A 25850-nucleotide genomic window follows, 5' to 3' on the forward strand; every position below is an offset into this window, starting at 1 on the left:
CTACTTATAATGCTGCCTTTACATCATCCAGCACCTTTGAAATATCACCTTTAATGGCCACACCCTTATCTTCAATTTGTTCTGGCAAGAATTGATAATCCTTATTCACCATCACGTCAAAGGCTCCCGGCAAATTATTAGTTAATGCCCAGAAAGGCTCTTGGATAAACATTGGTGTCATCCGACCAACGCCCAATTCAACGAAAAGGATCTTATCGTGCGCTTGAATATGCTTTTCCAGATCAGCAGAAATCTTTTGGTACTCTTGCTGATAACGAGTTCCCTCTAAGAAATTACCATAGCCACGAACCCACGGAAAGGCTTCAGCACCACAATGCGGACAACGAGGAATCATCTCGGTTGGAACCTTGGTACTATCACCCATTGCTTTAATCATTTCTTCTACTGGCTTGACTGCATCCCATACTTCATCTGTACACTGCTGTGAACATTGAAAAAAGCGGTGGTCGCCCTGAATTTGAGCAACTTTTTCTTCTGGGAAAGCCTTAATTGCCTGGGTATCTTGATTAGTCGTCACAATAAAGTAATCCCGGTCTTTTAAGATTGCTTGTAAATCTTTATATGGCCGTCGAATTTCCGCATGTTGCGTTGTATATAAAAAGGTTGCTAGATAACCCCAGAATTCTTCCCGGCTATCCCAGTGATGTTGCATGCCGGCAAATGCACCCTTAAAGCCATATTTTTCATAAAACTTAGCAAAATGCTTTTTGTAGGACGGTGAATCAGTGTAATAGAAGTCGCCACCACCAGCTGCAGATAGCCCTGAGGCCCCGCCAATCACAATATGGTCTGCTTCTTTGATTTTGTCAGCAAAAATCTTAATTTGTTGGTCATAGGATGGCTGTGGTTTTTCTGTTAACTTAACTGGGGTCCCACCACTAGCGTAAACTCCATAATATTGCGAATAATTCATCTGGGTTTGGATTACCAATTGTTCATACATCGTCTGCTTATTCATGGTCAATGGTCTCCTTTAATTGTCCTAATGTTTCACTTAAATCACCAGCAAGGGCAGTTGAGCGGTCAGCAATCACCGGCATAATGTTAATTTCATTTGCTAAATTCATGGTGACATACGACCAATCGGGATTCATAGCAACCATCCGCATTAATGGTGCTTTAATTAATTGATTTGTCGCGCCAATCCCTAATTCCAGTTGAACCAACTTCTTACCACGATATTGTTTAACAAAAGCTTGAAAAGCCGCTTGTTGCGTATACCATTGTGGTGACCGCATCTGTAAATCAAAAAAGTTACCTTCAATTTCCCAAATTTGATCAAAGCCATTTACTTGAAAATGCTTGTCTGCGTTCGAAGTTACGACAAAATAATCTTTACCTTGGACGATCGCTTTTAAGCTGTCAAATGATGGCGATCCCTGGTAATCATCTAGCAAGTATTTCTTTAATTGGGCAATAAAGGCTACTCGTTCATCAGAAGTGAAATTATAACTAGCTCCCTGCAAAATGCTTTGAATCCCATACTTGGTTTGAAAATCACTAAAGTATTGTTGAAAAGCTTGATTATTAGCGAAAATATTAACTCCTTCACTAATGGATAAGCCATTACTAGCACTAATTAAAATTGCATCAGCACTTTTGATTAGTTGTGTTGCTTGAATAATTTTATCCATTGCTAACTCCTTTACTCTTTGTATTATTATGGACAAGGTGTTGTTAATTTCTTAAAGATAGAATAATGAATTTTACCGTTCAACTTAAACACAGATCTCTGATTTAGTTTGTTTTATGGACACATTAGCAAATCAGTAAAGGAGTTTTTTATAATGCCCACTAGAAAAATTGATCGGCGGACTCAATACACCATCAATATTGTTAAAGAAGCTTTTCTTGAATTAATCAATAACCATTCCTATTCACAAATCACGGTTACACAGGTTTGTCGACAAGCAGAAATTACCCGTTCAACTTTCTATCTTCATTTCAATAATCTCACTGATGTTTTAAATATTGTGTTAGACGATGCATTAATGATTTCAGAAAATTCGACAGGAACGTTACCGAATATTAGCAAGCTCTCAATTGACTGTTTAAAACAAAATGAATCCTTATTGCCGACCTGTCAACGGATTGCTAGTGCAACTAAGTATCGTGCCCTACTCATGGATCCTGATTTGAGCGAATATATTATTGGCCGAATTGCAAGTCATGAACGAGAGAAAATGATTCCATTAATCCAGCAACGAACTGGTTTAGATAGCCAAGACGCCGAAACCTTGTTTTCATATACTCTCCACGGTTCGTTTGCGATTAATAAACGTCACCACTTTATTAAGGATGATGAATGGTACCATGAGGTTGAACTATTGAACCGCTTTATCAACGCCGGCTATCGAACATTTAAAAAGTAACGGTAACCTTGGTAGTTGAGATGATAATATTTTACTAATTTTTGATTGATTAATCATACAATAGCCTCTTTTATGAACCTAATATAATAATTAGTAAGCATAAGGGAGGAATCTTAATGACTATTAGTCTCGGATTACTGATATTTATTGGCGGGATTATCGGTGGAATCATTTCCTCAATCGCCGGTGGTGCTTCAATTGTTTCTTATCCGGTATTGTTGCTATCTGGAGTTCAACCGATTTTTGCTAATATCACTAATCACGGAGCCTTGATTTTTGATTATGCTGGGGCAATTGCGTCTTCCAAGCGAGAACTAAAAGGCCGCTGGAGCCAAGCTGGTTTTTACGCCGCTTGTTCAACTATTGGTGCCATAATGGGAACTTACCTTCTATTAGCCTTTCCTGCTAAGGTATTTGAACGAGTTGTCCCAATTCTCTTATTAGTCTCTGGTGTATTATTTATTTTTGGCAAGAAAAAGCCAGCACACCAACCAGCCACAAGAAAAGAGCTACCAAAGACTTTAGTAGCAATTATTATGATCTTAATGGGCTGTTATACTGGCTATTTTGGTGGCGCTAATGGCGTTATCGTCTTAGCCGCCTTTCAATACATGACCAATAATGACTTCTTAGTTAATAATGCTATTAAGAACGTTATTTGTGGCTGCGGTAACCTAGTCGCCTTTATCATCTTTATCTTTCGTTCAAAAGTATATTGGACTCAAGGAATTATCCTGGCAATCGGAATGCTTATTGGTGGTTATCTTGGTCCCATGTTACTACGCCATGTCTCAGTCAAAGCAGTGCGACTAATCGTTGGTTCACTGGCTTTTATCCAGGCAATTTACTTCTTTATTACTGCTTATTAATATCGGAACGGGACCACGACATAACTCATATTACCCCCCCAAAAAAACCAAGCCGGCCTCAACGTTATTGCTTTTTAGCCAACCGATTGAAATGAAAGGTCTGATCAATTAATGAATAAAGTAATTGTTTTATTTGAAGTAACTATCAAAAATGGTAGAAAAGATGACTATCTACAATTTGCTCAAGAATTGAAAGCTAGTCTATCAAAAGCAGATGGCTTTATAAGTGCTGAGCGTTTTTTATCTTTATCTAACCCCAATAAGTTACTAAGCATGTCGATTGGGGAAGATGAAGAAAGTGTTAGCAAATGGCGTAACTTTTCACAACACCGAAAGGCTCAAATCCAAGGACGTCAATTTGACTTCGAAGAATATAAAATTACAATAGTAACACCTATTAAGACCTACACGATGGCTACCCAGAAGCAAGCACCACAAGATTCCAATGCCTACTTTAGAAACTAACTTCTAGCACTGATTAATTCAGCGCTTTTTTTATAGGAGAATACAATATGGATAAAAAAACAATCTTTAACCTAAGCAAAAAGTATTCGTCATTTTATCTCTATGATGAATCACAAATTTTATCAAATATTTCTCAACTCCACCATGCTTTCCCCAATATTAAACTTCTATATTCAATTAAAAGTAATTCTAATCAAGAAGTACTAAAAACTATTTTTAACAATAACTTGGGTGCCGATGCCGCAAGTATTAATGAAGTATTCATGGCTCAAAAATTAGGCCTAAGCAGGAATAATATTTTTTACTCGGCACCTGGTAAATCGTCAGAAGATATCAACCAAGGCCTTAAAAATTCAACATTGATCGCAGACAGCATCAACGAACTGAGAAAAATCAATGAAATTGGAAAATGCAATCATACAATTTATAAGATCGGCGTCAGGATTAACCCTAATTTTTCTTTTAATGATGAATTAGGTTATCCCTCAAAATTTGGAATAGATGAAGACAAATTGTTCCAATTATTCAACGAAAATACACTGAATAATATCAAAATTATTGGTATCCATATTCATCTAAAGAGTCAGGAACTTAGTACTAAAAAATTAAGCAATTATTATCAGAATGTGATCCTACTAGCTTTACAAGTGCAAAAGCGACTAAGATCACCCCTAACCTTTATCAATATGGGTTCTGGCATTGGAGTACCTTATCGTTCTACAGATAATCCTGTTAATATTACATTGTTGGGAAAAAGATTAAGCAGCCTTTTATCCCGCTTTCATTCCCAATTAGTTAATACCAAAATAATAATTGAATCTGGACGCTATCTCACCTGCAATGCAGGCACCTACGTTACTCGTGTTCTTGATCGGAAAGTTTCACATGAACAAACATTTTTGATTTTAAGCAATACATTAAATGGCTTCATCCGTCCTTCACTAGCAATGCTGATAAATAAATATAACAACCATAGTATTTCAGTAGCAAGCGAACCACTCTTTACGACTACTAACGCTTTTAAATTCACACCCCTTCCTCAACGACCGGTTAATAAAAAAGAGAAAGTAACTTTAGTTGGCAATTTATGTACTACTACTGATATTATTGCCGAAAATCTTATAATGCCTTACTTGCGGCCCGGTGATGTAATTGCCATTTCAAATGCTGGAGCTTATGGAGCTGTTTTATCCCCAATGCAGTTTTCATCACATAATGATATAAAAGAATTTCTTATATAATCTTAATCCCATTCTATTAAGATCTATCGATATCTAGCAAGATAGTTAAAAACTTCAGTGACTCGACTTTGCCGAGCACTGAAGTTTTTACGTACTATATTATTCGTACTTCAACTAAATAGTTTTGCATTGAAGTTTATTATGACTCTGAGCTTTAGGAACATATCGTTAATTAATGTTCTTTATCATTTATGAAGAAGTAGACGACCGATAAAATGAGCATTACAACTCCCGCAGCTATGAACCAGTACCCTGGCCCAAATGGAGAAGGAACAAATAAAACATAGATACACGAACCAATAAACCATAAAACGGCAATACCGCGAGCAAATAAGCAAATTTTATGAGAAAACCTATTTTTTAGAATTAAACTACTAAAAAATAGAAATACAATCAAATAAGGCATAAGTAAAATAGCAATATTTAAGTGAACATTTCTGAATGCAAATCCATAAGCTGCATGTGGCGCATTAATTAGTGATCTAAACCATGTACGATGGAATTGTTGAAAGAACCCAAATCCCATTAATATAACCGCAATAAAACTCCAAATTAGTAAAAACGTACTTGTAGTTAGTTTGGCTGTTTTATCTAAATTTTTACCTGCTTGCCTCTCGCCAAAAACGATAATGGATAAAATAACCAACCCGCCAATAATTACTAACCCTTTTGCCATGTCGCCAGAGCTTACGCCTGAATTAGTTTGTGCCACTATCCCTTTTGCAGTAAATAGGTTAGGCAACACCAGCTTTGTTCCGCCAATTCCTTGAACAACATACATTACGATAGTTAAAACCGTTGAGATAAAAGTCCAATATTCAAAAAATATTAACGTTTTATTAGCTTTTTTAGCCAAACATTGACCATACTGCCAAATAAAAACTGCAATCATTAAGCTAAGCAGCCCGACAAACATATTATCATAATGACTAGTGGTAATTACTTTCTTCCACTCTGCCAGACTATATCCGATTTTATTAGCATACCAACCACAAATCCCGGGCCAATTTCCAAAATCAAGAATAAATCCAGATAAATCACCAAATAGGCCACCAATAACCGTAGCTGCTGAACCAGATATAGCGATATAGTAAAGGCCCTTCTCATTTTTTAAACGCTTATTCTTTGTAGTAATCAAACCCACCAAGAGTGTAATTAATACTACGTCAAGCGCAAAGAAACTAAGAACTTGATACCAGAGAGTAACTTTGGTATTCGTCATTGATCGATTAATTGCCCCTCCAGTAGTCCCAAGGATAATCGTAGCTACTGTAAAGTAAAAAATTATTTTTTTAATCAAATTTGATAAATTTAAAACTTGGCTAACAAACAATGCAAGTAATCCTGCTAATCCAACAGTTAATCCGTGAAAATACATAACTTTTGAATAGCTAACGGGACCTGTATACGAATTAAACATCGAAAAGGGATTTGCTAATAATATACTTCCTAGGCCATAAATTAACAAAACAATAAATAGCCATTTGATAATATAACTCCACGAATATTTACCGATCCCTATATTATTATCTCTGTCATTCATTATCTTCTCCCCCATCTTCTATAATAATTATTTTGGTTCACGAATAAGAAACGAGAAAACAAGCGGAATTAAACCGATTCCTGCTAATATTTGAAAGACCGTGACTAGGCTTGTGGCATCCCCAATGTAACCTAAAAATGGTGTGGCGATTCCTCCAATACTAATGGCTAACCCTAACGTTACTCCTGAGGCGAAACCCATATTATTTGGCAAATAACGCTGGCCCAAAATAACGATGGCACTATACGGTAAAAAGATTAGCAAGCCAATCGGTAACAGAAGCAAAGATCCGATTAAAATATTTCTAGTTAAAGAAAGAGCTAAAATCAGGAATGGCAAAATACAAAAGGTGAGCCGGATTACTTTAATTGAACCAATGTTGTCGGCTAAGCGACCACCAAGTAACGTCCCTAAAGAACCAATGACAAAGAGAACACTCAATGCAATACTACCGTTCGTGTTGCTTTGCTTTAGAATGTGCATCCAATACAGGACCAAAAAGGTATTTAATCCATAGAAAATAATTGAACGTCCAAATAACACCATTGAAAGCAGCAAAAAATGCAACCAATCATTGTGACCATGTAAAGCTATTTTGGCATTGTGGTTCTTTTTTGAACTCGACCAAAAGGCAACCGATTGACGATGCATAATTGGGTAAAGTTTCAACAAAATTAACGTGATAATAATCGCCACTATCAAGAAAACACCAATCCCATGAATGCCTAAATGATTAACAATCAAAGTCAACGTAATCGGTCCAATGGCAAAACCGATATTTCCACCAAATGAAAAAATACTCATCCCTTGTCCAGGATTATACCCAGCAAGACCATTGACGAGTTTAGCCGCATCTGGGTGGTAGGCTGCTATTCCAATTCCGCAAACTAAACATCCGATCACTAATAATGCATACGTTGGTACATAGCCCAAGGAACTAAAACCAATCCCCGTAATCAAAATCGCTAAAATAATAATCCAACCGGTATTATACTTATCCGAAAGAAAGCCAAATAAGGGCTGAACAACGGAAGATACCAAGTTCATTGCAAAAACTAAGGTTGCTGCAACAGCATAGTTATAATGGTGTTGCGCAATCAGGGTTGGCAATAAGGCCGCTAACGCTCCCTGGCTGAAATCAACAAATAAATGTCCCAGGGATAAGCTATAAATATACTTCGATACTTTCAAACTAATTCTCACTTCCTTTGGGGATTTTAAATTTACTTACATCAATTTTTTCTAGCTGTAACAATTTCTTCTTAATTGGTAACCCCGCAGCGTAACCAGTTAAGCTCCCATTAGATCCAACCACCCGGTGACACGGGATAATAATTTCAATATGATTACGCCCAACCGCTCCGCCAACTGCCTGCGCAGACATATGCTCTTTATGAAGCCTAGCAGCAGCAATATCGGCAATTTCGCGGTAAGTCATTACCTGCCCATAGGGGATGGTTAGCAAAATCTGCCAAATTATTTTTTGAAAATCGGTTCCCATTAAATGAAGGGGTGGTATGAATGAAGGCTGACGTTGCAAAAAGTAATCATCTAACCATTGCCTAGTTTGCTTTAGAATTGTTGTTTCCATCGATACGTTCCGTGGTCCAAGACTGTCCGCATAATATTTATCATTTTCAAACCATAATCCAGTTAATCCCTGATGATCACTCGCCAGTAATAGTTTTCCTAATGGTGATTGATAGCTGGTGGTATACTGCATAATCCAACGTTCCTTTCCTGTACTATTATGATTATATCTTCACTAAAAGCTCTACATCATGTTAATATGTCCATAAATTATCTAAATGTTATCAAAAGGAATAATTATGAATAAGTATATTAATTCCAAAAACATTAACGCCCAGTCAGACTTCCCGTATTTAGTATTAGACGTCATTAACCACCATGCGAACCCGATTAACCCCGGATTCAACGTTATGCACTGGCATAGTGATCTGCAATTTATTTACGTATTAAAAGGAACGGTTCAAATTAAAACGTTAGAAAAGACTGAAGGACTCTCGGCTGGAAATGGTGCTTTTATCAATCAAAATGTTGTTCACCAGGTAAATCATCAAAACAACTCTCATTACCGCTCATTTATTTTTCCAGCATATTTCTTAGAGTTTTACTTTGGTGGACCAACTCAGCGACTAGTTGAAGACTTAACGTTAAATTCTAACTTGGAACTAATTAAATTTGAGCCAACCGGTAAGTGGTCAGCTATATCCAAAAGATTAAATAATTTATCTCAGTTATTTGAAAATGAGCGACAACAACGTCTGTATCCTTACGAAGTTCTAACAACTTTAGTTAATATCTTCTTGGAACTACAAAAAAGAGTCTCACTGCCTCAGCAACAGCAAGACTCCAACGCTAAGATTAGAATAACAGCAATGTTAAATTATATTCAGGAAAATTACCCACAAAGAATTACACTAGCAGAATTAGCAAAGAGTGCCAACATTAGCAAAGCAGAATGCAATCGGTGCTTCCACAGTATTTTGCAAACTTCACCCTATAAGTATTTGCTGGAATATCGATTATCAAAAGCTGCAGAACTATTGAAAAAGACAGAGTTGCCAATAAGCGTAATTGCTAATCAGGTTGGTTTTGGTCAAGCTAGTCAATTTGGTAAGTATTTTAAGGCTAAAACTAACCTAACCCCTTTTCAATTTCGTAAAGAATAAACTTGCAAATGATATCTATTTTTTATACTGTCGATTTTAATAAATTCGTTTCATTTTTAAAATCGGATATGGATTCCCCTGATTATCAATCGGTGACCGTGAAACAACCTTAAAGCCCATGTGTTCATAGAAGCCACGAGCATTCGGATTCTGTTCATTAACTGCCAATTCGTCAATATGGTATTGGGTCATTCCATAGCGAAGTAGTTGACTACCAATCCCTTTACCACGTTCACTTGCCGCTACAAAAAGCATTTCTAATTTAGTCTCGTTAATTCCCATTAACGCTCTAATCTGATCATCTTCAAGAGCAACGATTAGGTGTTGAACGCCACGAAAAGCCTGCGGAACATATTGTTTAATCGTTGCGATTTCTTGAGAACTAAGAAACTGATGGGTTGCAATAACCGAGCTTTCCCAGGTAGCAACTAATTGGTTCATTTCATTATCGCTGATTGTCGTTAGTTCTTTGACTTTCACTCCCTATTAAATCTTAATTCGGTAATTGAGTTGTTACTATAAGAACTGCATCTAATCTATCAGTGAGGTTTACAAACTTTATAATAATCGTTGCCTTATCCATGATAGTTAACTTCTTAGTTAGGATAAATTCTAAGATTTTTGTGTTTCTTTTTATCAAGTATCAATTCGCATATTATATATATGATTATTCTATGGTCTAATCTCTTTAAGCGCATTACCATGATATAATATTTAATGGATTGTAAGACAAGTTGGCAGTGCTTAATCTCTGGTTTGAAAAGATACAGAGGTGCTGCCAATGGAAGTAGTTAAATTTTGTTAGTAGTCCTTGAGTTCATCTATGAAAGGTCTTCACCGTATGGGGTTTACTCCCTTTGATGGTTTCGCACATGTGCTCCAAGCAATGCACGGATTACCAGAAGGAGTCCAATATGCAAGCCTAGTGACCCTAGTCATTTTAGTTAGCATATTTGTTTGGGCTAGCGTTCATTTACATAAATAGGCCAAACAAAAACACCATCCTTAAGTTTAACGGCTTAGATGGTGTCTGATGTCATATCACTTAATGAGATTAGGCATTGTCAACAATACTTATTAATCTCGAAAGAGTCATGTTGCACCATGGCTCTTTTTATTTATAGTCTATTATAACATGGTCAAATATGGAAGTACACGGGCCAATATGGCTTATTGCGAACCAAACCAACCAAAAGTATTAATCAAGATAATACTCCAATACAAATAAAATTCCTTACTATTGCCTTACCAGAATTTCAAAAGTATAATTGTAAGGAAATAGTAAGGAGATGAGATATGATGGAATTACCAGTTCAAATTAATTCACGAATTACTAGTAAAAATCAAGTAACGATTCCCAAAACAGTCCGCAATTTTCTAAAAGTAAAACCATCTGACTCCATTAAATGGACTATTAATACTAATGGGCAAATTAGTGTGACAAAAGGTACTGCTGAACTATGGGACATGGTCAGTAAGCAAGAAAAAGAGTACGGTAATTTAAGTACTCCAGAGATTGACTGGGGAACGGATATAGAAAGTGACGATTTTGACTAATGAAATTTAATCAAGGAGATATTGTGTGGATCGACCTAGATCCAGCAAAAGGTACAGAAACAAAGAAAAAACGTCCCTGCATTGTCATTAGTAATAATCAATACAATCGTTATTTCAACACCATTATTATTGTCCCGATTAGTTCATCTAAAAAATACCTTACTTTAGAAAAATACATTAAATCACCACTTTTCCTAAATATCGAGAAAGACAATATTCAGGGAACTGCTTTACTTCAACATTTGCGAACGATTGATCCAGCAAAACAATCTAACGGTAAAGTTGTTGCTCGACTAACGCCAAATGAAATTAAAATTATTCACTCGGTAATTCAGCAATTTTTGTAAAATTAATGCAAGAGCAATGAATAAAAGCTTCAATTGACACATTTTACATGCCAATTGAAGCTTTTACTTTAAAATTTAAGTTCCATTTCTGCAGTATTAAAAATTGCCCCGATAATAATCTGATCATTAGCCTGGTCTAATCGGTAAAATATACCATAGCTATGACCAATTAAGATACGGTAAGTTTGTTTCTTAAAGCCGTATAGCTCAGTGACATCAGTTCCTATCCCAGGATAAGCACCAATTAATTTGATCTTCTTATCAATATGTGACGTAAATTGATGAATCTTGACGGCAGACAACTTTAATTCATCATGCCAATATAAAATCGTGCATTCTAGGGAATCGGCAAAACTTGGTGTATATTTAATCTTCATCTTGTCCCCAGCCATACTTTCCAAAGCGCTTTTTCATGTCTTCTTCAGTGAGTAATTGATCGGACTTAAAGGACTGTTCAATCATTTTACGATCATGTTCTATATCGGCATCACTCACAACTGGAGAATACTGAATTGTCCCGTCATCTAACAATTTTGGTTCAAATAATGCATTTTCACCGATCTTAAATTGCGCCGGAATTGTTAAAGTCATTGAAGTCCCCTGTTTTCGCGCCTTAACTGGTTTATATTTCATCACGCTCACCTCAAATATAATTATATCATAATTATATTTAGACCGTTTCTATCAATTTACCCAAGATAATAAGAAAATTAAAATTCATCCAACATTATTTGTTCTTCAATAAAGCGGTCAAAATACGGCAACATAAACTGAACATAGCCATAGCTTGCTGGCATAATAATTTGATCATCAATTAATTTCCGTCGATAAACAGAAATATAACCGGGCTTCTTATCCATCTCACGGCCAATTTCCTGTGCTTTAACTTTTGGACGACCAATTTTTACCATCGCTTGTACAAATTGTCGTTCTTTTTCTGTCATTTCATGGTAAACCTTGTAATACACATTCCGAAAAAGATCACTGATATATTGGTTCAAGATTCGATCAATCGTTTCCTTGGTGATTACAGGATCGTCCTGCTCATGAGCTGATTTCCAGACCCAGTATCCTAATAATTGAAAAGCATACGCAAAACCTTTTGTCTGCTTAGTCATATAAATAACTGTTGGAATATCTAACTGATAGCCAGCTTCCTTAAAAATATGAGAATAACTATTTTTTATACTTTCAACATCTAACGGATTAAGAGTAATTCGGTTAGCCCGTAAAAGAAAAGTCAAGACATCATCATTTTGAATTTCAGAAACATTTTCTGGTAATCCCGCCATCAATAAAGAAACATTCAGACTATCACGCAACATGATCTGGTAACAACTCACCAGTTTTCGCAATAGCGGAGTTGCCTTTACCTCATCAATTGTAATTAAAATGTTAATTCCTTTTTGCGTAAACTTTTGCAAGAGCCGGTGCAATATAGATTGGAAGGTTGCCTCTTTATTGGAATTTCCCATTGAAGTATTGAATTGAATGCCTTTAAACTCAATCTTTAAATCAACTTCATTAAATAGTCTCAGGTTAACCAATTTTTTCTTGTAACTGTGCAATTAGCGAGTCAAGTAAATCATCATCTAACACCAAATTAATAACTTGCCATTTACTACTTTTCCCTAATTCATTGGCAACATCAGTCATTAGTGTTGTCTTTCCTGCCCCACGCTGACCATAAATCAATGATGTCTGAAATGGTGAGTTATCACTATTTAATTCTGTAATGACCCGCTGCGAGAGAGAATCACGGTCAAGAAAAACGCTTGGAACAGTCCCAAAGCTCGGTTTAAACGGATTATTCATTACTACGACTCCTCGTTTTATAACTTTTTATAACCTTATTCAATTTACAAAGAAACCTCTTTGTTATTTAAAATTCACTTTTTGCATAGATAATTAATTAATATGAGTATTTCTTATTTTATTTAATCTAGTTTATAGTAAAGATAACTAAAGAAAACTTTGAAAGGAGTCTTTATCATGGCAAAAAAACAAACTGCTGGTCGCGATCAACTCGGTGATTTTGCCCCTAAATTTGCGGAATTAAATGATGATGTCCTATTTGGTCAAGTCTGGTCACGGGAAAAAGAATTAAGTCCGCGTGACCGAAGCTTGATCACAGTTACTGCTTTAATCACTAAGGGTGCCTTTGAGCAGCTTCCTTACCATATGCAAACAGCAAAAAAGAATGGAATTACAAAAGAAGAAATTGCAGAAGTTATTACCCAACTTGCCTTTTACGTTGGTTGGCCAAACGCCTGGTCAGCATTCAACGTTGCCAAGAAAGTTTGGGATGATTAATGTTTAAGCTTTAAATCGTTATTAAATAGCGGTTTAAGGCTTTTTCTTCTTAAATTCACTTCTTTTTGACAGCGGTTACTTTCCTTGCCCAATCAGTAAAACAAGTTCATACTAATAGTATCCTATTAGGCAAGGTGTCAGTTATGAAAAAATTTAACTTATTTGCCCTTTTAATGCTTACTTCTCTAGCATTATTCTTGGCATCCGCACAACCAAAAATCAAGGCAGATCCGATCGATCAACAGACCCAGAGCCAACTTCAAGATTACCTGAAATCGCACCATATTAACGGCGTAATGTTGGTTAATGGTAAAGGAAGCAAGGCAGTCACGATAACAAATCGCGAAACCACTAATAAACGGGAAATCGTTACAGCAAACCAGCTATTTCCAATTGCTTCTCTTCAAAAGATCATGACCGGAACCGCCATTTATCAATTGAAGCAACAAAAACAGCTAACTTGGGATACCTCCTTGCACCGTTATTTCCCGCAAGTCGATGGTAGCGATGATATTACTATCCGTGAATTAATGAACCATACCAGCGGCCTCGTTAACAACGACCGTCCCCAATTTCCATTAAAGGAAGAAAAACAGCAAATTGCTTATATGCTAAAACATTTGCGAAATAATCATGTTCACACCTGGGATTACCAAGACGTAGACTATGAGATGTTGGCAGCGATCATTAGTAAACAAACTCACTTAAGTTACAATGCTTATATTCATAAAACCTTTACCAAACCTCTCCATCTCCACCAAATCAAAGATTTTTCGGAAGTTAAGCAGAAAGAGGTTCCACAGCCAATGGATTTCGCTGTTGATTGGCACCGGGTAACCATTACGACTTCTTCAGATTTTGGTGCAGGCAATCTTTTTATGTCGCCTAATAATTACTGGAAGTTTGTATATAATGACGTTCTGAGTAACCCTAAAATGATCCCTGCATTTTACCAACAAGCCAAAAATCAAGAAGTCGCTTATTTTGGCGGAGTATATTTTGATGGCGATATTATCCGCGCTAATGGAAGTATCCCCGGCTACAACTGTTGCTTTGTCGCTAATTATAAAACAAAGAGAATGATAATGCTTTTTTCAAATAATATTGATTACCTGACTCTTAAATCAGCATCAGATGACATATTGCATAACTATATGGACGAATAATCAAATTAACGATTTTAAAAAATACCACCTGACAAATACAAATATTTGCCCGATGGTATTTTTCGGCTAATAGTTCCTTCGCAACCCAACTAGCTCAAAAGGACTCAGATAGCGTGTTCGTAATAGAATATTATATAGTTCATTGGCTGATATTGCTTGCTCTTGCACTAACCAAACTTTGATAATCGACCACAGACCAGAGATAATAATTTCCCTGGCAAACGTCAGTGGAACCATCAACTTAACTTGATTATCTTGAACCAATTGGCTTAACCGTTTATTAATTGAGTCATTAATTAATTGTGATATCAACTTAACAGTTTGGGGATCACCTTCTTCACTAAACCACACACGATAAAAGTTATGGTTGGCAGTGAAATTTTCAGCGGCCCGTTTTAATAAGTCGTTTCCCTGCATTTTAGCAGAATACGGATCTTGCCAAATTAAAATACTGGATAAGTATTGCTCCGATAATTCTTGAAAGGCATCTAAGATAGCAGCACGATAATGTTCAATTAAATCATATTTATCTAAGTAGTGACGGTAAAAAGTCGTTCGGTTAATTGCCGCCTGACTAACAATATCACTTACTGTTATATTTGCTAAACCTTTTTTCTTTATTAATTGAACTACTGCATCTTTAACTTTTTCCTCTGTTTGAAGAAATTTTTGATGTTGCTGCATACTAATCCTCCTAAATTTTAAAGCAACACTTTTTAAAATTTTAATGCTAGTTAATCCTTCCATTACCTTTTAGAATAAATTGCAAATGATAACTGGGAGGTACTAAAGTTGGAAGTATTAAGTAAATTTTTAAAAAGCAATGGCGTTTTATTAGCATCCCTAGTAACAATTGTTTACGGCGTGCTAGTCTTCTTTATTTATTTTAGCGGTTATAAGCCCCTACCAACACACATTAAAGATTTGCCAATTACAATTGTAAGCACTAATAATCAAAATAACGAATTACAAAAACAAATTAAAACATCGTTAAAGTCATTTAAACACGTTAACGAAACAAGTAACATTACTAGTGCTAAAAAAGACTTACGAAATCGTGAAACATTTATGATTGTCGAAATCCCCCACAATTTTACTGAAAGAGTATCTGCGAACAAACAAGCTAATTTGAATTTTTATATCAACGATGCTAACCAATCATTAGTCGTTAGCGGCCTTAAGAATATTGCTAATAACATTGGCACAGCAGTCAATACCGGTATCATGCTGCAAAAGAGTAAGGCCATTATGTCAAAGGCAATGACACAACAACTGATGCAAAATAACCAAGCTGATTTAGCTCAAGCCCAAGCGCAAATTGCTTCATTACCAGCAAGTCAACAAAAAGCTGCCACACAACAATTAGAACAACAGCAAGCAAAGCAACAAGCTGTCGTTAATGATAAAGTTAATACTGCTTTCGATGGTGTTGATAATTCAGTAAAAACCAACATTAAAGAAGTTAATAAAATCAGTACTGGTATTAATAATTCCATGGCGCCATTCTTTATCAGCCTTGCTTCTTACCTTGCAGCACTGATTGGAACATTATTATTATATGGCACTTATGTTAAATTTACGGCTTTCAACGGTCGATTTAAATCATTTGCGGCAATGGAGACAGCAATGTTAATCCTCTCTATTTTTGGTGGAATCATTGTCACCTTGACTGTTATCCCGCTCACCAGTGCTAAATGGGATAATTTCCTCGCAGTTTTAGTTGCTCATAGCTTAGAATTCTGGGGCGCATATAATCTTAATGCTGTATTTATTCTATTGCTCGGACAAATTGGGGCAGCCCTCAACATTCTGCTAACAATGTTACAAGTAGTTGCTGGTGCCGGAATGGTTCCCGTTCAAATCATGACACCATTCTTTAAGGGCATTCATGCTCTTTCACCAATGTACTACAGCATTATGTCAGATTATGATTTATTATATGGAAATGGTGCTTATTCCTTATGGCTCGGCGCATTATCTATCATTATCGGCTATCTAGTACTTAATAGTGTCATTGTCTACTTCAAGAAGAAGCAACCAATGCTCGACTTTAGTAAATTAGCGTAGATATACTTAATGAGCGGCCCTTAAAGTTATATCAATCAAATTCGATATTAAAACATTGTGCTCGCTAAAAATAAGGTTCCATTTACACTGTTTGTGTAGACGGAACCTTATTCTTTGTTATTTAAAACTGATAGTCTGACTAGACTAGCCATTTTTTGATTTCTTTCGATAAAAAAATAAGATTAGTAATCCTATTACTATACATGCTACTGCTCCCGGCCATAAATCTGCCCGAATAATTAAAATAAACACGGCATATGAGATTAGTGCTATTCCTGCTAAGTAGTTATATTTTTTATTTAAGCAACTAATCAACCATAATATTGCACAAAGCAAGGAAGATGTGAAACCAATAACGCTTTTATTATATGCATCGTATACACAAGCAATAGAAAGTACTAATATTACAATTATATTCCACTTATTCTTCTTAATAAATTCTTCCATGATCATTATAGAATATACTCTTACCCCCTGAAATAAATTATAAGTAAACTAATGCAATTAAGAACAAAATCGCAGATACTAGCCACATACTTGGACTTACTATAAAAAGTAATAATCCATACGATATAAAAATGATCAACCAGCGTAGCTAACACGAGTTGCGTCGATTAACCATTTAATTTTAAAGCTCTTACACTTTATCAAAAATTATTATAAGTAGCCATACCTATTATTTCCGTTTGCGGAACTTGGCTATTAAAATATTTCTACTAGTGCTACCTAATTTTTAGGGTTATTTCTATTAAATAATTCTTTTTACTGAAGTTCAGCTGAAACCAAAGCTGCGCCTAGTAGTAGAACACGTTACATTTAATGAAAAACGAGAAAAGTTATCGTTTGCGCTTATGTAGAAGAAGAAAAGATCCTCTCCAATGTTGCCAAAACTTTTGATATCATTGATGATGTAATGAATGAACTTTTCAACGACTAACAACAACTAGTTAAAAGAATAAGAAGGTGTCCCCATGTTTGACGATATCTTAAAATATAAAAAGTGGCCATTATGGAAGAGAATACTATACCTAATTCTAATGGTTTTACCTTTACCAATTAAATAACGCGGTCCTATTTGTATTGAATGGATCTAATGTTAGAAAATAACTTAACTCATTTTAAAATATAACAAATACAAAAGCCTTCAGTAGCTTAAGACCCTGCTGAAGGCTTTTGTGCGTAGCTAGAGTCGTTCACTTATACCAATATTAATACTTACGCTTGTTTAGCCACCACGCAATTACGTATCTTAAGCGTATTTGACATAGATCATCAGACTTTGTTAGCTTGAATATTAAGGAGGAAACTAATTATGACAGAAATCCAACTTATTAAATCACCATTTGAGATTGGCAATCATCCCTTTAATGATACTGAAATTGTGAAACAAGTTGCAAATTTTTATCAATCAGTACCCTTTTATCAGCCAACACCATTAATTAATTTGAATCAGTATGCTAAAAAGAATAATATAGGTAGTCTTTATGTAAAAGATGAATCTCAACGATTTAGCAAAGCCCTAAAAGCCTTTAAAGCTACTGGTGGTTTATACGCAATGGCATATTGTATTGCTAAACAAGCCGGATTATCAACAAAGGATTTGAAATATTCTAAATTAATGACCCCGTTGATAAGAAAAGTCGCTGATCAAATCACTTTTTATACTGCTACTGATGGTAATCATGGCCGAGGTGTGGCTTGGGCGGCCGAAAAATTAGGTACTCACGCAATAGTTAAGATGCCTGCAGGTTCAACTAAGATACGTGCAGAACATATTGCAGCGTTTAATAATGTGAATGTAGAAATAACAGATAAAAACTACGACGATACTGTTCAGCTTGCCAAACAGCTTGCTGATAAAGATCCAAACGGGATTTTAATTCAAGATATGGCTTGGGAAGGCTATACAGAAATTCCACAAGCGATTTCTGCAGGATATTCTATCATTGTCACCGAAATTCTTAGACAAATAGACACCGACAATTATCCTACACATATCTTCTTACAAGCAGGAGTCGGTCAATTATCATCTGGAATTATTGATGCCTTGTATAGTTTATTGCCAAGAGATAAACGCCCAGTAATTACAATTGTTGAACCAGCAACAGTTGCCTGTTACTATCTATCCGCACAGGTAGCGGATAATAACTTGCACACCGTTCCTGGATCACCTCGCACGATTATGGCTGGGCTAAATTGTCAGACACCAAGTTTAATTTCATTTCCAGTAATTCGTGATACTGCCAGTTTTTATGGAACACTGACAGATAACGTTGCACGAATTGGAATGCGCACCCTATCAACTCCCGTTGGAACTGATCCAAAAATTATTTCCGGTGAATCTGGAGTTGCAGCCTTTGCCTATGTTAATGCCATTCTCCAGGATCAACACCTCCGTAAAAAAATAGGATTAGACACCAGAGCACGAATACTAGTTATTAATACTGAAGGCGATACAGACGAGCAGGTATATCAAGAAATAATTAAAGATAATTAGCTAAAAAGCATTAACCAGAATTTTATTGCTCTTTTTGACTTAGTTTAGGAATTTTTATATTCCATATAATGTAAGTTTATAGATGTCATTCAACTATTTTGTAGTTTTAAATTTGGCATCATTTGATAATTATTTGGCACCATTTGACGTTAAAGTAGCGTTCCTTATCTCATATAATAATGACAACATCAAAAGAAAGATAACATTTGAGGAGGAAGTTATTATGTCAAACAAAACTGCTTTAATTACTGGTGCAACTGGTGGTCTTGGTAAGGAATTTGTCCGCATTCATGCAGAAAAAGGCGGCGACCTTGTTATCGTTGGCCGAAATCCACAAAAACTTGAACAGCTTCAACACGATGTCCAAAATAAATACCACGTTAAGGTAACAACAATTGCCGTTGATTTTACTGAATTTGATGCTGCGGAACAAATCTTTGGTGAATTACAAAAAGCTAATATTCAAGTTGACTACCTAATTAATAACGCCGGACTTGGTGGACAAGGAACATTCCTTGAGCGAACAATGGAACAGGACATCAACATGGCAAAAGTTAATATGATTGTTCCTACTAAATTGATGAAACTAATTCTTCCCCAAATGGTAAAGCGTGGCAGTGGACGAGTACTTAACGTTTCATCTTCTGCCGCACTAATCCCCGGACCGCTACAAGCTGAATATTACGCAACGAAAGCCTACTTAACTTCCTTGAGTGATGCCCTTTGGTATGAATTAAAAGATACCGGCGTTACATTGACTACTCTTATGCCCGGTGCAATGGACACTGGATTTGCTAAGGCTGGTGGACTTACTGATACCAAGATGTTCGCTAATGGTGTAAGTCCTAAGAAAGTAGCAGAAGAAGGTTATCAATCAATGCTTGACGGTAAAATGAATGTTTTTGCTGGTTTACCTGGCTGGCAGCGTCCATTCGTAAGCATGATGCCAATGATGCCAAAGAAAACAACAATGCGTTTTGTCGCTGACCAACAATCTAACAATAAGAAATAGGTGATTAAGTGGAAAAATTCATTATTGATGGTCGTTATGGAAAGCTGCTAGCCGCTAATGGTATTCAACCTCAAGCAGTCTTAGCAAAAGCTAATCTTCCAATGGATACCTTTGCACATGAATATCTTAAATTAAGTGAATCCGAATATTTTGCCATGATTTCGGCAATCAATGAGGTAACAGACGACCCGTTGCTTCCTACTAAACTTGTTGCCAGCGACCATATTGAAACTTTTTCGCCACCAATTTTTGTCGCCTATTGCAGTAAAGATGGTAAACACTTTTTACAACGACTTGCTCACTATAAAAAGTTAATTGGTCCTGTTACTTATCAAATTACTGAAGATAAAAATACCACTACAATTAGTCTGTCAACACTTAACATCCATGAATCATTACCACCGTTTTTTGTCAAAGGCGAGTTTGCGTTTATGGTTCAACTTCTTGCAAAAGCTACAAAAAAAGTAATTAAACCGCTCAAAATCACAACAACATTTAGCGAAAATGATACTAGTATTCAGGATTACTTCGGCTTGAATTTTACGCTTGATACTAGCAACGCCATTACTTTTAGCAATCATGATCTACAAATACCATTTGTCAGCGAAAATACTTCGATCCTTGAATATTTAGAGCCAGAATTAAAAAAGCGGCTTGCTGATTTGGATATTGATGATTCGTATGGTAAACGAGTTCGCAATGTCCTCGTTGAAATATTACCACGTGGTGAATTTTCAATTGAAGATGTTGCTAGGGCATTGGGAATTAGCAAACGAACCCTGCAAAGAAAATTAAAAGAAGAAAACACTAATTTTCAACAACAATTGAATGCTACTCGGGAAATGTTAGCAAAAAATTACCTGCTAAATACCTCAATGACAACTGATGACATTGCTTTCTTATTAGCATATCAAGAAACTAATTCATTTTTGCGGGCATTCAATACTTGGACCGGCACGAGTGTCCAAAAGTATCGTGAACAGCACAATTAGGTGTCTGATAAAAATTCAAACAAGATTATAAACGGGATAGAGAATTCGCTTTTACCAAGTTCTCTATCCCGTTCTTCAATCTTTAACTATTTTCTTATTCGGCTTATCTTTAACAACCACAGAAACTCACTAATGCCACAAAGAGCAAAACCGGTAATTAAGCCAAAGTTACTATGCATACCATAAAATGAAATTCCTGCACCGATTAGGAAGATAAGTGACATCACGCAATAATCAGTTAACTGTAATTTAACATCACGATGGTTATAAACGCCATTTGCCACAAGACATATATAATAGCCTAAAATGCTGATAGCCAATAATAGCCATAAATTCAGCCGTGATACCCCTGATTCAGCAAGATAATCAAGCCCTGCCGTCATCGAGAGAAGGGCAATTACCATGAATACGTGCGAATACATTAGGACGAATCCGCGTGAACGCTGGTGGTGATTAATAAGCAGTTCGTCTTGGATAATATATGCACCAAACATTGTCACCAGTAGTACAAAAATTAATGCGGGAAACGGCTGAATTATCGAACCATTGAAATAGCGCGTAATATTAACTAACGATTCACCAAAAGTAATGATGATAATCAAGCCGAGTCGTTCTACTAAATGCGGAAAGTTCACGTTCTCTGGGACAAATTGTTTATATACAACTAATGGCATTAAAAAGCCAATCAAGCCGCCCAATACACACAGGAAAATGCCATAGTGATACCCGATTAGTAAGCCACTTAATACAGCAATCAATTCTAATATTAAAGTTACTACAAAAGCCCGGACATCATGATCGTGCATCGGCTGTTTCCCTGAGCCACAAAGGTACTGCCAAATTAAACCAGCAACTATTAGTACCACTGCTGAATTAAAAGTTCTAAATGTGGCTGACCATTCAGTGTTGATATTATTAGCAAGATACGTCATTGCATACATACTAATTAGCAAACCAATTGTATCAATGATGCGACTTTTGCCGAAGCGATTAATATACAATGCCTGATAAAGCCAAATCTGCATTACCATAATAACAACAAAAACAAACTCAATGTAATTAAATAGCGGAATACCACCTGCAACGGGATGATGAATCATTGCGGTGATTTTAGAAATTGCATAGACAAAAATCAGGTCATAAAACAGTTCCAACATCGAAACCCGTTTAGCGATGATTTTTTGCAAAACTCTCCCCTCCTAATTTGATAAATAAAATTGTTAGGTTACTCCTGTTAAGTTTATCAAATTACTAATAATCCGCAATAATTTCTCTTGTGCCATACATCGCATATATAAAAGCGTTCAAGTAGTCATCAACACGATTACTTGAACGCTTATTTACTATTTATTTTTAATGTTTCATATGAAACATTAAAAATAATCAATTTACAAGCCATTAAATTTAGTGATCATTATCAACGCCTAGTGCTTTTTTAGCAATTGTATTTGCTTCATTACAGCTGATTGCTTTGCTTGGATCTATTGTCGTTGTGTCCATTCAATCACCCTCTCATTTTGTTCCTTATTTTAATTTTAAATGTTATTCAAAATTTTAGCGAATATTAAGTTTTTCACTAAAACACCCTTTAAATTCATTCCATTTATGATAAAATGCTAACGTTAATAAATATCAACCAGTTATATCGTTCGTAAATAGCGAACATTGCAAGGGAGAATTAGAATGAATAACGACATTGAAAAAGTTTTATATACTCAAGAGCAAATTGACCAACGAATCGACGAATTAGCAGCTACCCTCTCCGCTAAGTATCATGATGAATTTCCAGTTATTGTTCCAGTAATGACTGGTGCAATGATGTTCGCATCTGAATTAATGAAAAGACTTAATTTTAAGTTAAATATCGATTATGTTGATGTTTCCAGCTATGAAGATAGCTCTGAGTCATCAGGAAAAGTACGTTTATTACGCGATCTTTCCCATGACGTTAGTGGCAGGCCCGTTTTAATGATTGAAGACATTATTGATACTGGACATACTTTAGAGTTTTTAAATAAACTATTCGCTAGTCGTGGTGCAAAAAGTGTTGAGATTTGTTCACTTCTTGATAAACCAGAGCGACGGGAAGCCCCTGTAAAGATTGATTATCTTGGTTTTACCGTTCCTAATGAGTTTATTGTTGGCTACGGTCTTGACTACAATGGCCTTTACCGTAACCTTCCGTATGTTGGAGTATTAAAACGCTCAGTTTACGAAAAATAACATTTAAAAAAGCTTGCGAGCTAAAATTTAGTCGCAAGCTTTTTATTAGCCTAAATTTTTCTTAAAGAAACTATCAATCTTGTCAAACGGAATATAATCATGGTCGCCACCATCGTACAAGTCAGTATGCGTTGCACCAGGTACAATTACTAGTTCCTTATTGTCACCCTTTAATTTCTTAAAGGTATCTTCACCCATGTAACGTGAGTGGGCCTTCTCACCATGAACAATCAAAACTGCATTCTTAAGGTCTTCGGGGTGAACCAAAATCTTAGTGTTCATCCAAGCTGGCTGACTCTGCAAAACCCAGCCTTCATTGGAGTTGACGGAACGCTTGTGGTAACCACGTTTAGTCTCGTAATATGCACTATATTGCTTAACAAAGTCTGGTTGATCATCAGGAGCGGGGTAATCATAGCAGCCACCAGCTTTAGCTAAATTCTTTTGACCATATTCTTTAGTCCGTTGCTCAGCAATTTGTTTTTTACTTTCATAACGGTCATCAGCGGTTCCTTGATCAAAATAGCCATTCGCACCAATCCGTGGCATATCGTACATTGTTACAGCAGCGGTAGCCTTAATCCGTGGGTCTAGTGCAGCGGCATTTAAGGAAATTCCGCCCCAACCACAGATACCAATAATTCCGATCTTTTCTGGGTCGACATTATCTAAATTACTTAAATAATCAACTGCGGCTTGATAATCTTCAGTATTAATGTCTAATGAAAAGACATCCCGAGCATCCCCACCACTTTCACCAGTGAATGACGGATCAAAAGCAATTGTTAGGTAACCTTTTTCAGCCATTGTTTGAGCGTACAAGCCACTAGACTGTTCCTTGACTGCTCCAAAAGGTCCTGCCACTGCCAATGCTGGTAATTTGCCTTCATAATTCTTCGGGGTGTATTGGTCAGCCGCTAATGTAATACCGAAGTGGTTAGTAAAAGTCACTTTTTTGTGATCAACTTTATCGCTCTTAGGAAATACTTTATCCCATTCTTGAGTTAATTGTAATTCTTGCATTGATATCTCTCCTCTTTTTTACTATCTTTATTTTACGTTTTTTTGTCTGGAATGCGAAATACTTATTTTATATCATCAGTGATAACTTTTTTCTATACTAAAAGACTAGTATTATCCTCTAATTAGCTACTGATGTTGCTCAAAGAATCGATCTAACATCCGGATTGATTTTCCTTCAGCACTGCCAGGAAAATCATGGTTAGCTCCTTTAATAATCTCTAATTGGGCATGTGGAAACTTTTGCGCTGCTTGACGAGCATACCTAACTGGAACAATTCTATCCGCACTACCATGAATAATAATGGTAGGTCCATTGTACCTTGTCGCAAGATTCATAACATTAGTTTTCAACAAGCGACGATAATACGGCCGACCAACTTCAGTTCCATACAAGTTAACACTCTGCGGTACTTCATTAATGGAACTATATCGGCTTTGTGCTTCATCACCCGCACTAAACGCCGGGTAAAGTAAGCCTAGACTGTGAACTTCCCGTTGGTGTTGTGAAGCCGTTAATGCTGAAACCAGTCCACCTTGACTAGCACCTACTAACGATACTTTACTTGCGTCTACATCACTTCGCTGACGAATATTATTTAATACTGCTGTTAAATCTTCTTCCTCAGTAAAGACCGACATTTGGCGAGTATTGCGGCCCGTACTAGCACTATTACTGCTACCACCGGCAAAATCATATGCATAGGTCAAGTATCCTTGTTTTGCTAGTGCTTTAGCGTAAGGTTCCATCTGTGTGTAGTCACCACCAAGGCCATGTGACAAAATAACTGCGGGCATCTGTTCTTCATGATGTTCAGGAACATATAAGTGACCAACAAGCTTAATGTCCTTATATCTGATATTCAATGACTTCTCATTAACTGAAGCTGCATGAACCCTATTAATACCAAACAGGCCAAAACTAGCAAATAGACTCGCAAAGAATATACTCAAGATTTGAATAAATCTCATAATAACACCCCTAATTTCTAACACGCGTAATCGTTATCTTGTCACTTGAGTTCAAATGACGAATTAGTTGTAAATCAGTATTTTTTGTAAAGTGACCAATTATATGAATGCCCGGATAATAACTAACATTACCCCAATAAAAAACTATTCGTCGGTCTGGTGACCAATAACCAATTTCACCGGCCTTAGCATTATTTCCCCGTGGCATCCCTTTAGTCGTTAAGGGATGATGAAGGTCAGCAATTTTTTCATCATAGCCATCCATATAATTACGAAAATGCATCGTCCTGGGTAACTCTCGTGAAAATTGGCGCGCCGCACTGCTATTATTCAATGTGGCTCTTAGCTTCTCGTGGTTATTAATTTGAACTTCTATCTGTGTTTGGCGCGCCGCTTTAACTGGCTGATTAAAGATTAGGATTGCGGAAAAAGTAATTCCGATCATTATAACTAACGATAAAATTTTCTTCACTGAACCAC

30 protein-coding genes are annotated in these 25850 nt (G+C 36.2%); 14 read left to right on the top strand and 16 right to left on the bottom strand.

Annotated elements, in window-relative coordinates; translation table 11 throughout:
- Nucleotides 1–4: 4 nt before the first annotated feature.
- Nucleotides 5–979, bottom strand: coding sequence for an SIR2 family NAD-dependent protein deacylase (locus tag H5S41_RS09180; RefSeq protein WP_182603072.1), 975 nt, complete (start codon nt 977–979; stop codon nt 5–7).
- Nucleotides 972–1655, bottom strand: a complete 684-nt coding sequence (locus H5S41_RS09185) for an SIR2 family NAD-dependent protein deacylase (RefSeq protein WP_182603073.1) — start codon at nt 1653–1655, stop codon at nt 972–974. The genes H5S41_RS09180 and H5S41_RS09185 overlap by 8 nt, the downstream gene beginning before the upstream one ends.
- Before the next feature lie 153 nt (nt 1656–1808).
- Here H5S41_RS09185 and H5S41_RS09190 point away from each other — a divergent pair, with 153 nt between their 5' ends.
- The 4 genes from H5S41_RS09190 to H5S41_RS09205 all read left to right on the top strand — a co-directional run bounded on the left by H5S41_RS09190 (nt 1809) and on the right by H5S41_RS09205 (nt 4968).
- Nucleotides 1809–2393 (top strand): TetR/AcrR family transcriptional regulator, encoded by a 585-nt coding sequence (locus H5S41_RS09190; RefSeq protein WP_182603074.1) that lies wholly within the window; start codon nt 1809–1811, stop codon nt 2391–2393.
- A gap of 116 nt (nt 2394–2509) precedes the next feature.
- Nucleotides 2510–3262: a sulfite exporter TauE/SafE family protein gene (locus H5S41_RS09195; RefSeq protein WP_182603075.1), complete on the top strand. Its 753-nt coding sequence runs from the start codon at nt 2510–2512 to the stop codon at nt 3260–3262.
- A gap of 111 nt (nt 3263–3373) precedes the next feature.
- Nucleotides 3374–3727, top strand: a complete 354-nt coding sequence (locus tag H5S41_RS09200) for an antibiotic biosynthesis monooxygenase family protein (protein ID WP_182603076.1) — start codon at nt 3374–3376, stop codon at nt 3725–3727.
- Between the two features lie 47 nt (nt 3728–3774).
- Nucleotides 3775–4968 (top strand): diaminopimelate decarboxylase family protein, encoded by a 1194-nt coding sequence (locus H5S41_RS09205; protein ID WP_182603077.1) that lies wholly within the window; start codon nt 3775–3777, stop codon nt 4966–4968.
- A 172-nt stretch (nt 4969–5140) separates the two neighbouring features.
- On the opposite strand, the gene H5S41_RS09210 is transcribed toward H5S41_RS09205, so the two are convergent.
- From H5S41_RS09210 to H5S41_RS09220, 3 genes are read right to left on the bottom strand one after another with little or no spacing between them, the layout of a single operon-like run.
- Complete coding sequence (locus H5S41_RS09210; protein ID WP_182603078.1) at nt 5141–6511, bottom strand: hypothetical protein; 1371 nt, start codon at nt 6509–6511, stop codon at nt 5141–5143.
- A gap of 27 nt (nt 6512–6538) precedes the next feature.
- On the bottom strand, nt 6539–7702 hold the full coding sequence (locus tag H5S41_RS09215) for an MFS transporter (protein WP_182603079.1): 1164 nt from the start codon (nt 7700–7702) through the stop codon (nt 6539–6541).
- Nucleotide 7703: 1 nt separating this feature from the next.
- Nucleotides 7704–8234 (bottom strand): methylated-DNA--[protein]-cysteine S-methyltransferase, encoded by a 531-nt coding sequence (locus H5S41_RS09220; protein WP_182603080.1) that lies wholly within the window; start codon nt 8232–8234, stop codon nt 7704–7706.
- Between the two features lie 106 nt (nt 8235–8340).
- Between H5S41_RS09220 and H5S41_RS09225 the strand changes: the two genes are divergently transcribed.
- Nucleotides 8341–9204 (top strand): AraC family transcriptional regulator, encoded by an 864-nt coding sequence (locus tag H5S41_RS09225; protein WP_220483295.1) that lies wholly within the window; start codon nt 8341–8343, stop codon nt 9202–9204.
- A 36-nt stretch (nt 9205–9240) separates the two neighbouring features.
- Here the strand turns inward: H5S41_RS09225 and H5S41_RS09230 are convergent, their stop codons facing one another.
- Nucleotides 9241–9684, bottom strand: a complete 444-nt coding sequence (locus H5S41_RS09230; protein WP_231833088.1) for a GNAT family N-acetyltransferase — start codon at nt 9682–9684, stop codon at nt 9241–9243.
- 816 nt (nt 9685–10500) lie between these two features.
- Here H5S41_RS09230 and H5S41_RS09235 point away from each other — a divergent pair.
- Both H5S41_RS09235 and H5S41_RS09240 read left to right on the top strand, forming a co-directional pair.
- Nucleotides 10501–10761, top strand: coding sequence for a type II toxin-antitoxin system PrlF family antitoxin (locus tag H5S41_RS09235; RefSeq protein WP_182603081.1), 261 nt, complete (start codon nt 10501–10503; stop codon nt 10759–10761).
- Complete coding sequence (locus H5S41_RS09240; RefSeq protein ID WP_182603082.1) at nt 10761–11108, top strand: type II toxin-antitoxin system PemK/MazF family toxin; 348 nt, start codon at nt 10761–10763, stop codon at nt 11106–11108. Before H5S41_RS09235 ends, H5S41_RS09240 begins: the two co-directional genes overlap by 1 nt.
- Before the next feature lie 68 nt (nt 11109–11176).
- Here the strand turns inward: H5S41_RS09240 and H5S41_RS09245 are convergent, their stop codons facing one another.
- The 4 genes from H5S41_RS09245 to H5S41_RS11980 all read right to left on the bottom strand — a co-directional run bounded on the left by H5S41_RS09245 (nt 11177) and on the right by H5S41_RS11980 (nt 12923).
- The gene (locus tag H5S41_RS09245; RefSeq protein ID WP_182603083.1) at nt 11177–11485 is read right to left on the bottom strand and encodes a type II toxin-antitoxin system RelE/ParE family toxin; all 309 of its coding nucleotides are present in this window, start codon (nt 11483–11485) and stop codon (nt 11177–11179) included.
- Nucleotides 11475–11741 carry a toxin-antitoxin system gene (locus tag H5S41_RS09250; protein ID WP_182603084.1) on the bottom strand — a complete coding sequence of 89 codons (267 nt, stop codon included), beginning with the start codon at nt 11739–11741 and terminating at the stop codon, nt 11475–11477. The genes H5S41_RS09245 and H5S41_RS09250 overlap by 11 nt, the downstream gene beginning before the upstream one ends.
- Nucleotides 11742–11818: 77 nt before the next feature.
- On the bottom strand, nt 11819–12655 hold the full coding sequence (locus H5S41_RS09255; protein WP_231833087.1) for a DUF8462 domain-containing protein: 837 nt from the start codon (nt 12653–12655) through the stop codon (nt 11819–11821).
- On the bottom strand, nt 12648–12923 hold the full coding sequence (locus tag H5S41_RS11980) for a hypothetical protein (protein WP_231833086.1): 276 nt from the start codon (nt 12921–12923) through the stop codon (nt 12648–12650). The genes H5S41_RS09255 and H5S41_RS11980 overlap by 8 nt, the downstream gene beginning before the upstream one ends.
- A 177-nt stretch (nt 12924–13100) precedes the next feature.
- Here H5S41_RS11980 and H5S41_RS09260 point away from each other — a divergent pair, with 177 nt between their 5' ends.
- Nucleotides 13101–13421: a carboxymuconolactone decarboxylase family protein gene (locus H5S41_RS09260; protein ID WP_182603085.1), complete on the top strand. Its 321-nt coding sequence runs from the start codon at nt 13101–13103 to the stop codon at nt 13419–13421.
- Between the two features lie 143 nt (nt 13422–13564).
- Nucleotides 13565–14587, top strand: coding sequence for a serine hydrolase domain-containing protein (locus H5S41_RS09265; protein WP_182603086.1), 1023 nt, complete (start codon nt 13565–13567; stop codon nt 14585–14587).
- A gap of 66 nt (nt 14588–14653) precedes the next feature.
- Here the strand turns inward: H5S41_RS09265 and H5S41_RS09270 are convergent, their stop codons facing one another.
- The gene (locus H5S41_RS09270) at nt 14654–15271 is read right to left on the bottom strand and encodes a TetR/AcrR family transcriptional regulator (protein WP_182603087.1); all 618 of its coding nucleotides are present in this window, start codon (nt 15269–15271) and stop codon (nt 14654–14656) included.
- Between the two features lie 108 nt (nt 15272–15379).
- Here H5S41_RS09270 and H5S41_RS09275 point away from each other — a divergent pair, with 108 nt between their 5' ends.
- Nucleotides 15380–16654: a hypothetical protein gene (locus tag H5S41_RS09275; RefSeq protein ID WP_182603088.1), complete on the top strand. Its 1275-nt coding sequence runs from the start codon at nt 15380–15382 to the stop codon at nt 16652–16654.
- A 144-nt stretch (nt 16655–16798) separates the two neighbouring features.
- On the opposite strand, the gene H5S41_RS09280 is transcribed toward H5S41_RS09275, so the two are convergent.
- On the bottom strand, nt 16799–17107 hold the full coding sequence (locus tag H5S41_RS09280) for a hypothetical protein (protein WP_182603089.1): 309 nt from the start codon (nt 17105–17107) through the stop codon (nt 16799–16801).
- Between the two features lie 859 nt (nt 17108–17966).
- Here H5S41_RS09280 and H5S41_RS09285 point away from each other — a divergent pair.
- From H5S41_RS09285 to H5S41_RS09295, 3 genes are all read left to right on the top strand, one after another.
- Nucleotides 17967–19151: a diaminopropionate ammonia-lyase gene (locus H5S41_RS09285; RefSeq protein ID WP_182603090.1), complete on the top strand. Its 1185-nt coding sequence runs from the start codon at nt 17967–17969 to the stop codon at nt 19149–19151.
- Nucleotides 19152–19374: 223 nt separating this feature from the next.
- The gene (locus H5S41_RS09290) at nt 19375–20163 is read left to right on the top strand and encodes an SDR family NAD(P)-dependent oxidoreductase (protein WP_182603091.1); all 789 of its coding nucleotides are present in this window, start codon (nt 19375–19377) and stop codon (nt 20161–20163) included.
- Between the two features lie 8 nt (nt 20164–20171).
- Entirely contained in the window at nt 20172–21155 is a 984-nt protein-coding gene (locus H5S41_RS09295; RefSeq protein WP_182603092.1) for an AraC family transcriptional regulator, read from the top strand.
- 86 nt (nt 21156–21241) lie between these two features.
- Here the strand turns inward: H5S41_RS09295 and H5S41_RS09300 are convergent, their stop codons facing one another.
- Nucleotides 21242–22342 (bottom strand): low temperature requirement protein A, encoded by a 1101-nt coding sequence (locus H5S41_RS09300; protein ID WP_231833085.1) that lies wholly within the window; start codon nt 22340–22342, stop codon nt 21242–21244.
- A 496-nt stretch (nt 22343–22838) separates the two neighbouring features.
- Between H5S41_RS09300 and hpt the strand changes: the two genes are divergently transcribed.
- Entirely contained in the window at nt 22839–23378 is a 540-nt protein-coding gene (hpt, locus tag H5S41_RS09305) for a hypoxanthine phosphoribosyltransferase (RefSeq protein WP_182598468.1), read from the top strand.
- Between the two features lie 45 nt (nt 23379–23423).
- Here the strand turns inward: hpt and H5S41_RS09310 are convergent, their stop codons facing one another.
- From H5S41_RS09310 to H5S41_RS09320, 3 genes are all read right to left on the bottom strand, one after another.
- On the bottom strand, nt 23424–24401 hold the full coding sequence (locus H5S41_RS09310; protein WP_182603093.1) for an alpha/beta hydrolase: 978 nt from the start codon (nt 24399–24401) through the stop codon (nt 23424–23426).
- A gap of 126 nt (nt 24402–24527) precedes the next feature.
- A complete protein-coding gene (locus H5S41_RS09315; protein ID WP_182603094.1) occupies nt 24528–25370 on the bottom strand; it encodes an alpha/beta hydrolase in 843 nt (280 codons plus the stop codon).
- A gap of 10 nt (nt 25371–25380) precedes the next feature.
- Complete coding sequence (locus H5S41_RS09320) at nt 25381–25842, bottom strand: cyclophilin-like fold protein (protein ID WP_182603095.1); 462 nt, start codon at nt 25840–25842, stop codon at nt 25381–25383.
- Nucleotides 25843–25850 lie beyond the last annotated feature (8 nt).

This window comes from Limosilactobacillus albertensis, from assembly GCF_014145555.1.
Lineage (GTDB): Bacteria > Bacillota > Bacilli > Lactobacillales > Lactobacillaceae > Limosilactobacillus > Limosilactobacillus albertensis.